This is a genomic window from Paenibacillus radicis (ex Xue et al. 2023) (assembly GCF_024722015.1).
Taxonomy (GTDB): Bacteria; Bacillota; Bacilli; order Paenibacillales; family NBRC-103111; genus Paenibacillus_S.
In genome coordinates, this window is the sequence record NZ_JANQBD010000003.1 from 129,603 (window position 1) to 142,348 (window position 12,746).

11 protein-coding genes and 1 pseudogene are annotated in these 12,746 nt (G+C 40.8%); 3 read left to right on the top strand and 9 right to left on the bottom strand.

The window, feature by feature from the left end:
* Window positions 1-968: 968 nt before the first annotated feature.
* The 3 genes and pseudogenes from NV381_RS05400 to NV381_RS05410 form a co-directional block, all read right to left on the bottom strand.
* Window positions 969-1,256: pseudogene (locus tag NV381_RS05400) on the bottom strand (histidine phosphatase family protein); the annotation flags it as partial.
* The gene (locus tag NV381_RS05405; RefSeq protein ID WP_258212251.1) at window positions 1,141-1,569 is read right to left on the bottom strand and encodes a hypothetical protein; all 429 of its coding nucleotides are present in this window, start codon (window positions 1,567-1,569) and stop codon (window positions 1,141-1,143) included. The gene NV381_RS05405 and the pseudogene NV381_RS05400, both read right to left, overlap by 116 nt.
* Window positions 1,570-1,763: 194 nt before the next feature.
* Window positions 1,764-2,537, bottom strand: coding sequence for a DUF3891 family protein (locus NV381_RS05410; RefSeq protein ID WP_258212252.1), 774 nt, complete (start codon window positions 2,535-2,537; stop codon window positions 1,764-1,766).
* A gap of 317 nt (window positions 2,538-2,854) precedes the next feature.
* Here NV381_RS05410 and NV381_RS05415 point away from each other — a divergent pair, with 317 nt between their 5' ends.
* Together NV381_RS05415 and NV381_RS05420 are read left to right on the top strand one after the other, a co-directional pair.
* Window positions 2,855-3,130: a type II toxin-antitoxin system Phd/YefM family antitoxin gene (locus tag NV381_RS05415; protein WP_258212253.1), complete on the top strand. Its 276-nt coding sequence runs from the start codon at window positions 2,855-2,857 to the stop codon at window positions 3,128-3,130.
* Window positions 3,114-3,419, top strand: a complete 306-nt coding sequence (locus NV381_RS05420) for a type II toxin-antitoxin system RelE/ParE family toxin (protein ID WP_258212254.1) — start codon at window positions 3,114-3,116, stop codon at window positions 3,417-3,419. Before NV381_RS05415 ends, NV381_RS05420 begins: the two co-directional genes overlap by 17 nt.
* A 447-nt stretch (window positions 3,420-3,866) precedes the next feature.
* Here NV381_RS05420 and NV381_RS05425 read toward each other — a convergent pair whose 3' ends face one another.
* The 6 genes from NV381_RS05425 to NV381_RS05450 form a co-directional block, all read right to left on the bottom strand.
* Window positions 3,867-4,574, bottom strand: a complete 708-nt coding sequence (locus tag NV381_RS05425; protein ID WP_258212255.1) for a tyrosine-protein phosphatase — start codon at window positions 4,572-4,574, stop codon at window positions 3,867-3,869.
* Between the two features lie 10 nt (window positions 4,575-4,584).
* Entirely contained in the window at window positions 4,585-5,463 is an 879-nt protein-coding gene (locus tag NV381_RS05430; protein WP_258212256.1) for a carbohydrate ABC transporter permease, read from the bottom strand.
* A gap of 15 nt (window positions 5,464-5,478) precedes the next feature.
* The gene (locus NV381_RS05435; RefSeq protein ID WP_258212257.1) at window positions 5,479-6,390 is read right to left on the bottom strand and encodes an ABC transporter permease; all 912 of its coding nucleotides are present in this window, start codon (window positions 6,388-6,390) and stop codon (window positions 5,479-5,481) included.
* 66 nt (window positions 6,391-6,456) lie between these two features.
* Window positions 6,457-8,109 carry an extracellular solute-binding protein gene (locus tag NV381_RS05440; protein WP_258212258.1) on the bottom strand — a complete coding sequence of 551 codons (1,653 nt, stop codon included), beginning with the start codon at window positions 8,107-8,109 and terminating at the stop codon, window positions 6,457-6,459.
* 145 nt (window positions 8,110-8,254) lie between these two features.
* Window positions 8,255-10,579 (bottom strand): AraC family transcriptional regulator, encoded by a 2,325-nt coding sequence (locus NV381_RS05445; RefSeq protein ID WP_258212259.1) that lies wholly within the window; start codon window positions 10,577-10,579, stop codon window positions 8,255-8,257.
* Between the two features lie 377 nt (window positions 10,580-10,956).
* Window positions 10,957-11,577, bottom strand: coding sequence for an NUDIX hydrolase (locus NV381_RS05450; protein WP_258212260.1), 621 nt, complete (start codon window positions 11,575-11,577; stop codon window positions 10,957-10,959).
* 168 nt (window positions 11,578-11,745) lie between these two features.
* On the opposite strand from NV381_RS05450, the gene NV381_RS05455 reads away from it, so the two are divergent.
* On the top strand, window positions 11,746-12,564 hold the full coding sequence (locus tag NV381_RS05455; RefSeq protein ID WP_258212261.1) for a class I SAM-dependent methyltransferase: 819 nt from the start codon (window positions 11,746-11,748) through the stop codon (window positions 12,562-12,564).
* Window positions 12,565-12,746: the final 182 nt, after the last annotated feature.

The following is a 12,746-nucleotide window of genomic DNA, read 5'->3' on the forward strand; positions in this document are numbered from 1 at the left end:
TTCTTGCTTTTATATAACCCCTTGAGTTTATTAAAAGTTTCTTTAATTGTAAGTAACGATCTTTGTTCAACAGACATAAACAATCTATAAATATAGAACAATGAAAAGCCCATACACCCCATCGCTATTAAATGTAAAGGTATAAGTAATAGTGGTTTTAACCTACCCAAACAAAACACGGGAATATAAAACAACACAAAAAGAAGACATAAATACGTCAAAATATAATAGGTACTAGTCAGATTAATATTCAATTTTACCCCCATTTGTCTAAGGTAAAACTCTAAAGTCAATAAGTAAAATACAGTAAAATAACTTACGCATATAATCGAAATTGAAGAATACATAAATAGGTCTTGCTTAAATAAGATTGCACTTCCTATTGGTAATGCAGCCAGCATAATGTAAATTAATGTAATGGTTAAGGGTTTCAACATTAAAAGTATCTTCATGTTTATCACTCTCTTTATAGTTCAGTATAATTATAACTTATTTTTACCATAAAATGGAGTTTTATGGAATCGTCACTTCTTTTGAAAATCTTAATGCGGTTCCTTTAAAAACTCTCGTAACTCAACAAAACTATCAGTTTTCAAGATTACTTTATAATTCTTTGCATTCGGGTTGTATCTATCTAAATTTTTTCTATTTTCAGTTAAAACGTATTTCAATTGATGTTCTTGATATTCAACCGAATACGTTCCTGGGTATGAAATAATCTTTACTCTATTTGTATTCAAAGTTTTTATTAACTTTTGTTCATTTTCAATCTCATTGCTAAAAACAATTAAATTATACGGTTTTAAATAATGCTGATATTGCTTAATTCCTGCAAAAAAAAGCACTGTAGCTATTAATGCAATGGCTGATACTAAATATTAGCTTTCATGATTCACTTCCACTACAAGTTTCTATTTATTATTTTCGTCGATTTCATCTAACGCTGAATCATCGAATTATATTCAAAACTAACCCTTCCATAATCTTTTTACTCCCATAAATACTTCCTCATTGAATTCCATCCTGTATACATCCGGTTTTGAAGTCTGTAATAAAAATTCCAGATCGTACTGACTGTCAAAGTATCCCAACATTAGTGTCATAACAATTCCATGAGTTCCTATTACAACTTTCTGTCCTTTATACTTCTCTAGAATTTTTTTCAATGTAGTTATAGATCGATTCTGACAATTTGTAATAGATTCCCCTCCTGGCAAGGAAAAGTCTGGGCAAAAACTCTGCTTTAAATGGGTGAATTAATTTAGAAAGTATTTCGTTATTGCTTAAAATATCTACATCTTTATTCGGTTTGTTTCCTACCCAAATTTTTGCTCTGGCTATCTTCCCTGAAAAGAGCCATGACCAAACGTGAAGAAAACAATATGCATCATAAACATCGATATCAAATTGCTTAGGTTTTTGAAAAATAGCATTAACCAGGTCCTGTAGATACTTACCGCTTCGTAAGTCCTTTAAAAAACTAAATAACACTGGTCCATTTTGGGGTTCACGAATTATCAGTTCATCTACAATTTCTATAATAATTTGTTCAATAATTGTTCTCGACATCTTTGATGTCGAATTGCGTATAACGTCTTGTATCCACGAACCCTCACCACCTTAAGGGACGAAGTCCCGGCCGCGATGCGGTTAGGTGATGCAGGGTTGTCTGCCTGATTACACTTCCTTGAAATGCCTCGGGCAGACCGAGGGAGCGTTAGCGACCGCAGCGTGGATACGATGTTATGGGATGTTACTGCCTTCTATGAACGACCAACAAAAATTATTTCTTGATTTACCCATTCTGAGTTTTTATATGCCTTTTCTATTCCATGTTCTTTAATTAGTTTTTTTGACAGATTTTTCTGTAATAAGTTCGTACTAAACCCCTTATCAAATGGGTTTGGAGTTATCTTAATTTCCTTGTTATTCATCCACTCGGCTACTAATCGACCATTACTTTGATTATTGAATAATTCTGAATCCTCAAATCCAGTTCTATATCTAGGATGCTCTTGTTCTTTACTAACTCCGGGACAGTTTAAACAAACATATAGAGAAATTACATCGCACAGTTGAAGCAATTTAAACTGCTTGAAAATGTCATTATGATTTGTTAAGTCTAACTCAGTTATTATTCTTTGCTGTCTTTGTAATTCATTATTTGAAAAATCACTGCATTCCTCTATAGTGCTATTCTGAAAAATCCCAAAGGATGAATAATGTAAGCTACATAGTAATCCAGCGTACTTATTCATTCGCTCTATTTGATCCAATCCATATGTATAGTGTGTTAGTTTGGGCAATAGTGGATAATCAATAAATGAAAAAGGCACAGAATTACGATCATTCCATATCGGAGTCGCGTCAAGTCTAATCCATCCTAAGTCATGCTGATAAACAGCAAATATCAAATCATCAAAGAAAGGATCATTAATAAAATAGTTCTTAAAATTTCTCGCAACATCCCCTGATAATTGGGCATGATCATGTTGCCTAACCATTGTAATCTCATGTTCGGTTTCACGAATAATCATTTTCCTTCGGTTCCTTTACTTAAATATCTTTGCAGCAACTTCCCCTAACGTTTGTGTGTTCCCGACGCCTCACCGACTTAAAGCCTGAAGGGCTGGCCGCGATGCGGTTAGTCGGTGCAGGTGTGTCTGCTGATTCCGCTTCCTCGAAATGCCTCTGCATACCAAGGGGTGCCAGCCCCGCAGTGGGAACACGGTGTTATAGGATGTCAGGGCCCTCTTCGAGTTACTTACAACTACTTATGTCAAATTATTTATGTATTAAATATCATTATTATGATAAAATAAGTGCTAACAAATTGATAATCGAGGTGGAAAATATGCCTACTATTCGTCCAATATCTGACTTACGAAATAACTTTAATGCAATTTCAGATATTGCCCATCATGATGGTGAACCTGTATTTATAACAAAAAATGGTCAAAATGATCTTGTAGTTATGAGCCATGCATTATACGAAAAGCAACAAGCCCTTATTGAATTGTACCAAAAATTGGCAGTTGCTGAAAGTCAAAGTAATGCTGGAGTTGATAGAAAAAGTCATGCGGATGTCATGAATAATCTAAGGAGTCTAATTCGTGGAAAAGAGATATAATATCGAGTATTTGCCAATTGCTGAACAAGATATCATCGATATCATTCAGTATATAATGCTTGATAATCCAACTGCTGCAATTTCAATGGCAAACATATTCGATGAAGCAATATCTGTCTTAGAGTTGTTTCCCCATAGCGGTTCTATTCCTAATGATATTAGACTTCAATCCCTGAAATACAGAATGTTAATTGTTGAAAAATATATTGTGTTCTATGTGTTTAACAATGAGTTCGTGGAAATTCGAAGAATACTCCACGGTAAAAGAAAATATGACTTCTTGCTTTAACTTTCATCAACTTGGTTTGCCCTGATTTCCCATAACGTCTTATTTGCGAACTTCGTAAAATAATCTTATTTTAGTTGTATTTATGAACTTCAGGAATATCACGATTAGCGATGATTTTGTGTAGGAATTGGAAAAATCAATTCAAAAGGATTTCCATAAGACTGAGATCTTTTATCCATGCATCTGAATAGCGTTTGAAGGTAGTTCGAGATACCAATGCCTCCTTGTCCTTGAGTGGAAATCGATCTTTGATAAAATCACCCCTCAAAACCCACCCTCTCATTATACCAGTCAATGTAAATATTGGAAATTCAAAAAAGAGGCTCACAAAGTCCCTATTAGACTTTGCAACCCCCGATACTTACAGCACTATTTAAGCTCAGAAATACAATTATTATGTCGTTGGTACGGACCACTCACTCTCTTTTGATCATAGAAAATAATGTTCTAACTCATAATAATTTGCTCCAAACGCCAACGAATTTCATCTGCCCTTTCTTCTCCGGCGATTTCTGTCACAATACGAAATCCTTCCGATAAATTAGGTTTTCTGCGCACATTATGGGCATCTGTAGCAATAACATGCATATAATCATTCTCTATGAGCCAATGGCTGAAGCTCCTTGCTTCTTCGGAGTTTTTCCCCAGCAAGCTGTCAACCGACACCTGAGTAAGGCAGCCTTGATCGATAAGGTTGACGAGAAGCTGTGGATGATCACGGAAGAAAAAATGCCTCTCCGGATGGGGAATAATCGGCCTGATTCCTCGTTTCAAGAACGATTCGACGATTTCCGGAGTTTCCTTGCAGTACCCCTCCCACACTTGTTCGAGCAGGATGAATTTACAAGCGGCTCCCAGATAGAAAAAATTTTCGCTTAGCGTATGTTCTTTGATAAAATCAGCATTTTCCAATCTAACCTCATGTCCAGCGTAGATCGTGACGTCGATGTTGTGAAGATGCAGCTGATTCTGAAGTTCGTCCACCTTATCCCGAACCCGTTGGCGATGTGTATAATGGTCCGCAGAAAAATGGGGTGTAGCAATGATATGGCGAATTCCATCATCATAAGCGATTTGAGCCATTTCAATTGATTCCCTAATGTCCGGGGGACCATCGTCGATCCCGGGAAGAATATGGCAATGAATATCGATCATATGCTATTCATCATCCTTTCACAGATCCGAGCATGGCGCCTTGGACGAAATATTTTTGCACGAACGGGTACAAGAAGAGCACGGGGAGAATGGCGACGTACACCGTGGCATATTTGATATTCAGGCTCATGACAGCCAGTTCTTCCGCTCCCGTACTCGCAGTTTGCGAGGCCATATCCCCTGCGATAACTATGTTGCGCAGAATAATCTGCAGCGGATACAAGTTCTTCTCGTTCAAATAAATAAGCGCCGGGAAGAAGCTGTTCCAGTGGGCTACTGCATAGAATAGGAACATCGTGGCCATCACCGGCATGGAAAGTGGCAGTACCACCTGAAGGAGAATTCGGAATTCACCGGCTCCGTCTACCGTCGCTGATTCGTGCAGCGAATCCGGAATATTTTCGAAGAATGTTCGCATCAAGATCATATTAAATACATTAATAGCTGTCGGAATTAGAATAGCCCATACCGTATTCACCATTCCGAGCGAGTGAATCACCATGTAACGGGGAATCAAACCGCTGTCGAAAAACATGGTAAAGATGACAAATAGCGATAGCACCGCTCTTCCAAATAAATATCCCCTGGATAACGGGTAGGCGCACAAAGCGGTCATGATCAGATTGATAACGACCCCGGCAGTCGTATAAAACAATGTATTGGCATAAGCGCGTAAAATAGATGCATCAGCCATAATGACATCATAAGCTTGCAAATTCAAGCCTTTGGGAAGAAAATAAACTTCCCCACGGTTAACGGCATCGCCGGCACTGATCGATACGATACCCATATAATACAGAGGGTACAAAGTAATTACGATCAGAAACAGCATGAACAGTACATTGCAGATATCGAATATGCGACCGCTATTGATTATGCGTCCGTGCATGATGTTCCCCCCTTTTTAGAACAGCCTTGTTCCGCTAATTTTCTTCGATATCATATTGGCAGAGATGACCATGCCGAAAGCAATTATGGATTGGAAAATTCCGACTGCAGCAGCGAAGCTGAAATCGCTATCGATCAAGCCTCGGCGATAAATGAACGTCTGAATGACGTCTGCCGTATCATAAGTGGGGCCGCTGTACAGCAATATAATTTTCTCAAAGCCGACCGACATCATTTTTCCGAGCATAAGGAGAAGCATAATCGTGACCACGGTAGAAATACCGGGCAATGTAATATGAATCATCTTATTCCAGCGATTAGCTCCATCCATCGTAGCGGCTTCATATAACTGAGGATCGATGGAGGTGAGCGCGGCTAAAAAGATGATGGAATTCCAACCCATATTTTGCCATATTTCTGAGCCGACGAAGATGGTACGGAACCATTGGGGCAAGGCCATGAACGTCCTTGGCTCACTGCCCAGCCACTTGATCAAATTATTGATCAGACCGTCCGTCGACAAGAAATTGACCAGCATTCCAGCTACTACAACTGTGGACAAGAAATGCGGGATGTACGTCACTGTCTGAATGAAACGTTTGAACACCTGAAGGCGAAGCTCATTCAACAAGAGAGCAAAAATAATTGAAGATGGGAAAAAGAATAATAACGAATAAAAATTAATGAGCAGCGTATTGCTGACGACCTGCCAAAAATAGGAATCCGTCAAAAATTGCTTGAAATATTTAAATCCTACCCAGGGGCTGTCAAAAAATCCTCTTACAATAGAGTAATCCTGAAAGGCCATTAAATTCCCGATCATTGGAGCATAATGGAAAACTAAAAAATAAATAAGAGGAAGCGCAAAAATCACATACAGCGGTATACTTCTAACGAATTTTCTTCTGACACCTGCAGCCGATATCATATCAAGACCTTCCTTTCTTAAAAAAAGGGGAACTTAGAGCACGACCGGTTCCCCTCTTTCAGCTGTTTACTTGACTACACGCGCTAAAGCATCGTTATAAATTTTTTCAAGCTGGTCGGATCCGAGCTTCTTCAGCTCAGCCACGAAACCATCCCAATCCTTGCTGAGTGCGCCATCCACCATAATAAATTTATCCATGTTGCGAGTGAGGTAGGAATCAAGCTGAGAACGCAGCTGCTTCAGCTTCTCGCGCTCGTCCTTAGTAAACGGAGGATCGCTTACAAAACGGATACTTTCCCCGTCTTTTTCCATTTTAACCGTTCTATCATCCCATTCTCTGGATTGTGGAGTTTGGAAAGGCTGACCCAAGCGTGTATCTTCCAATACGGCAAAGCCGAGATAGCCTAAACCAAATAAAGAGGAAATCGTATAGCCTGGTGTTTTGTCATCCTTGTACTTATTGAATAAAGCATCGGCCATTTTGTACTCGCCATTCGCTAGTGAATAATGCTCACCTTGGAGACCGAAGCTGGTCAGATTCGAGCCCTCATCGGAATAGAGCCAATCCATGAACGCAACCACTTTTTCCGGATTTTTCACCTTGGGATTAATTACGTACGATTCGGACAGATGGCCTTTTGCGTAGATCAGATTCCGCTTTGTGCCGTTAGGCGAAGTCAGCGTTGGAAGCATGTCGAATTTCGATTTCGGATCTACTTTTTGCAGCGCAATATTGAATTGGTTCGCGAAGCCGTTATTATCTTGGAAATAGAATGATTTCACGGAGCTTAGCTTCTCCTGCCAGATTTGAGAAGTGGCTGTTGCATAATCAGGATCAAGCAGCTTCTCCTTATGCAGTTTGAACAACCATCCGATGGCATCCTTGAATTCAGGAGAATTCGGACCAAATTTATATTTTTTCTCTTTGGGTTCGTAATACATTTTGGAACCGTTGAATGTTGTGTAACCGCTTCCAAAGGCGAATGCAATAGGATTTATCAAGTTTTCAGTTCCGGTTAGCCCATTAGCCGCCCGAGCCGTAAACGGATAGGAATCCGGGTATGCCGCTTTCATCTTTTTAAATACCTCATACAGCTCGTCATAGCTAGTGGGTGCTTTGGCTCCGATCTTATCAAGGATATCTACGCGAATCATGGATAACTGTCCACCCGCGCCGGCGTAACTGGCAGCAAGCGGGAAACCATATAACTTATTGTCAATCCGATTCTTGTTAATATCCGGTTGTTGTTCAATAACTTTCTTTAAATTCGGCATCTTGTCAAGGTATGGGGTCAGATCGAGGAAAATTCCAGTATCCGCATAGTTCTGGATATCGTCCTGCTTCACCAGCATAATATCCGGTGTTGTGTTCGTAGCAATTAGCGTCTTCTTCTTATCGTCATAATTGCTTTGCGGGACGCTTTGCAAATTTAGCTTGACGTTTTGTCTCTTCTGGAATTCCTTGACTGCGAGCGAATCGTTAAGAATCGCCTGTGAAGGATGCTCGTACCTCATCCAAGATATTTCCAGCGGTGCGGCAGGTGCAGGGGCCGGTGTTGTCGCTCCTCCTGAAGCTGCCGGCGGCGTTGCTGTCGGCTTGGAGTTGGCATTATTCGCAGGCTGCGCTCCTCCGCTGCAGCCTGCTATCAATCCGGCAGGCAACAATATAGCGCACCCAGTCATGATGACCCTCGTCTTTAAACTTGTTTTTTTGTACATATAGAACCTCCCCAAATCATAAATTATCCCGCACCATTCACTCTACCGACTTCCATTTTATACGTATATAACCAATAGGGAGCATTATGCTCCGAAATTCCGTATTGAAACCGATGATTCACATTTCCACCATGAACTAAAAAGTCTACTTGGCTTCATCCTGCTTTCGACAGATGGCGTTACGGTAATCTACTGGAGTAATCCCTTCGTGCTTCTTGAATATTCGCAAAAATGTAGTGCGACTCAAAATGCCGATTTGTTCAGACACTTCACTGATTTTCAGATCCGTCTGAGCAAGCAGCTCCTTGGCTTTGGCCATCCGAACCAAGCTTATATAATCCGTAATGCTAGTCCCTGTCGTTTCTTTGAACAGTCGGGACACATATTTGGGGGACAAGCCGATTTCGTCAGCTATATTTTCCAAATAAATGTTATTACGGTAATTGTTTTCTATGTAGCTCGTAATGAGCGTAATAACCGTCCCTGCTTTCGGCTCGCCCTTGACAGTTGTTTCGGCGATAATGCGCCCGTAGAAATCCAATAGCCGTTCAATACGTTCATCGAACTCATTTGGCGACATATTCCTGCCCGCCAGAATGGCGTACTCATCTTCCGTAAGCAGCAAGTGAAGATTAAGCTGTCGCTCATGAATATATCGGATGCCGGTATTCAACAGTTCAGCAAGCAGCGTGCCAAGATAAGCATAAGAAACGCCGCGGTTCATATTTGACTGGACCAGACCTTCCACTTCCGTACGCAAGGTTTCGATATTGCCTGATTTGAAACCGTTCGCAATTTTACTTTCGTCCAGAAAGGAATAAAAATGTGTTTGTTCAATTGTGAAATTAGCGGCATCAGCGATCGTGACTTCAGAATGCCCTTTTCCATGAACGATTGCCGTGATAGCATCGCTGTAGGATTTGGCAATATCTCCTACCTTGGAGTAGATTTTTCCCAATCCGATTGTCAGCTCGCAATAGATCATATCGTATTCGAAGGTGCTCTTCATATTTTCCAATGCCAGATCAAGCAAAAGCCGGTCTTCTTCTCGCTTCAAATTCATGATGCATACATACAGGTTTGGATCTAATTCCAGCACATAGCAATTAACATGACGCTGCATGAGTCCCCATAATAGATTTTTCATCTTTTCCTGAATTAGCAGCCGGTCGGTTTCCAGAAGCTCGTGATAAAATCGACCCTTGTAATCAAACATAAAACAGCAGCACGAGTAATAGGAGCCTTCAAAACCAAGCTTATTTAAAATCCGGGTCGGAATTTCCTGCTGCACCCAGGCTTGCCCCTTGATCAAATTGATGAAAAATTGGTCATGCAGCTCGCTCGAATATTGATTCAATGTGAGAGCCGCATTTCGATTCTGTTCGACCAATTGATGAATCCGGCTTCGGATCATTTTTAATTCGTCACTGCTTCGGAGTTCATTGTGAACCTCGATTTCCTTCTCCTCGCGGATCAGAATTTCCTTAATATTTTTGATAGGATTATAAAGATTGACACTGAACACAAATGAAAAAAGGATGCCAATGATTACGAGACTAACGCAAATCCAGAATACGACGTTCAAAATGCCGGATGATTCGCTGCCAAATGATGATACTGGGGTTATGGAGTAATAGTTCCAGCCGAAAGAGCCAGAAGGCGAATGTGCAATCAAGACTTCGGAACCGTTCAACTTCGTAAAAAGGAAGTCCTTATTCTCAGGGAACTGCGCATCAATTTGCCGAACCGTATCCCCATCCCAATTACCGCTGTTTAGAATCACCTGTCCGCCGCTGTTCAGAATCAGATATGTCGTTGAGGAGTAGAGCGAATTGTTGTTGAGTGAAGAAGCGATCGCAGGAACAGACAGGCTGGTCACTAATGTCGCCAGTTTGCCATTTACATATTGTGTGGAGACGCTCGGTATAACCTCCTGAGTATGCGGACCGTTGGACGGCCCCACTCGGGTCGGGGGAAGCAGCTCGAATAAGCTGCTTGTCTCGAGCTTTTTTTTCCAAAACTCCTGATCATAGTCGTCTAAATGATAAAATTGTTCAAAAAACGTTTCAAAGCTGAAGAGCCCTTCGGTGGAGTACACACGTTTTGTATCGATGTATAGGAAAATTTTATCGATGAACGAACTGATTGTGTTACGATTTTGAACAATGGCTTTGATAATCATCGGCAAGTTGACTTTCTCCTGATCGGTCAGTTGAGGGTAAGGCTTTAAATACTGTTCAATGATATCGCTCAGAAATAAATTATTGTTCGTGGATTGAGCCATCTCCAAATAAATGTCAACAGTTCGGGAGGAAGACTTCAAATTGGTGCCAAGCTTTTGGGACACGTCTTTCTTGACGATCTGTTCCTCATTCAGATAAGAGATCAGACCGATGATTATTATGGGGATTAACAAAGAGAGGAAGTACATGAGAATTTTTCGGAACAATTTATTTTTTATCACTGGCATACTTCCGAACCCCCTCTTCTTGTATAGACGGATGCGCACGAAATAGCATAGAATTACGATCGGAAAACGTTTACATTTTTACCTGCAAATTTTTTAAAAATTGATACAATTCCAAACAACTGTGAAGCCTTGACAAGGACTTACAACTCGAATGATTAACCTACCGTGACTATAACATACTCGAATTTGATGCAGAGTTAAAGGATTACATTGAAAAACTTTTAAAAATATCCTTTCCGTATAGTTGCACAATTTCATGTAAACGATTACACTTTTCTCGCAATAATTACCAAGAATACCTTTGATAGAACAAGGTCGTTAGGCCATAGTGCGCATACGCTGCTAGCTGATGTCATGCGGCTTTCTTGGCTGCCCATCTACTCTTTTTCCAGTTGCTTTAAATAATAAAGGATCCCCGCTCGATCAACGTTTGAAAATTGTAAAGGATTGCTGCTAATTAATTCTGATAGTTCCTTTATGTTAACCCATTTAATATCCGTTGTTTCGTCTCCGAACTTCAGAATCTCACCTTCAGCTCTGCATCTAAAATAATACCCTACTGAATCAATGGGTCCCTTTAATGTTTGATATGCGCCAAATGGTTTAATGCATTCAACTTCAAATTCCGGATTTATTCCGGTTGTATCAATTCTTGTGTCTTCTCCTTCAACTTCAGTTACTTCCAATCCGGTCTCCTCTTTTACCTCTCTTCTTAACGCTTGTACTAACGATTCAAATGGTTCGATTCTTCCTCCAGGCAATTCAATCTTTAATGGTTCATTGGGTTTATTTCTTGTTTGAATTACGATTTGTCTTTCATTATTAAAATCTCTTTCAATTATCGCTCTAGAGTTAACAAAAAACATAGGATCAATCCCCTCTTCGCACATCATTTCAGTTTTCTTACCGACCCAGGATCGCTTGTGAAAATGCAGTTCTTTATTTCTATTATAACAACCATTGTAAATATTGGAAATTAAAAAGGATAAAAACGGCACACTTGCCTTCCACCTTTTAAGAGTAGCCTCATTTTAATCAGCTCATTGAATATACACTATAATAAATATATAGTTAGATACAGGGTCCGCCGCTTTCACGGACAAGTACGTCGTCAGTGTGGCGGCGATCGCCGTTCGAACATGCTGAATAAGGAGTGATTGGAAACTATGATTGAACACATTCGCATGAACAATGTCCAGCGTTTTGCCGGATTCGGGGCGCTTTACGATGAAAATCGGCCTACTGCCCCACAAGAGGTGGTCAAGCTATTAACGACATACTTGAATCGCAAGCCGCAAACGGTAGTTGATGTGGGCTGCGGCACCGGCCTTTCTTCCTTTCTATGGTTGGATGAAGCGGAGAGCATCATAGGCGTTGAGCCGAGCGACGATATGCGTTCGGTTGCCTTAGCCAAATGGGAGGCGATGAATAAGCCGGACAAGCTGCAATTTGTCAAAGGCCTTTCTCATCAATTGGAAGTACCGTCAGCAACTGTGGACATCGTCACCTGCTCTCAATCGTTTCATTGGATGGAGCCTCAAAGTACGCTTCGCGAGTTTGCCCGTGTCCTTCGTCCAGGCGGTGTATTCGCAGCTTACGATTGTGACTGGCCGCCAGCGCTCGACTGGACAATTGAAGAGAATTACCGGAGAATCAATGAATTGGGTGATGCACGTGCGGCGGAGCTGGCACAAGATGAGCAGCGGGCATTCAAATGGAACAAGGATGAACATCTCCAGAACATTCGCAGCTCTGGCTTATTCCGATATACCAGAGAAATCGTCTTTCATCAATGGGAAATGTGCAATGCAGCGCGTTATGTGAATATCGCATTAAGCCAAGGTGGACTGCAAACTGCATTGAAGCTTGGCGCAGACGAACTGCATGCGGAAGTCGCTGCATTTCGTGAACTGGTGGCTCAAGTATTTGCCGGAGAAGAAAGGCCCATTTTATTTGGCTACAGAATGCGTCTAGGCATAGTGTAACTTACGTAACGGGCAGCCACCGAGAGCGGATTTAGAAAAGAACTAATCCACAGACTGTGAAGGAGAATTCTGAAAGGAAGCCTCCCACAAACCGGCTTCAAAGTATATGAATCAGTACGCTATCCTATCAGTTATATCTTCCCAAAAGATAAACCAACGGCAGTCTTGAACATTAGTTTATG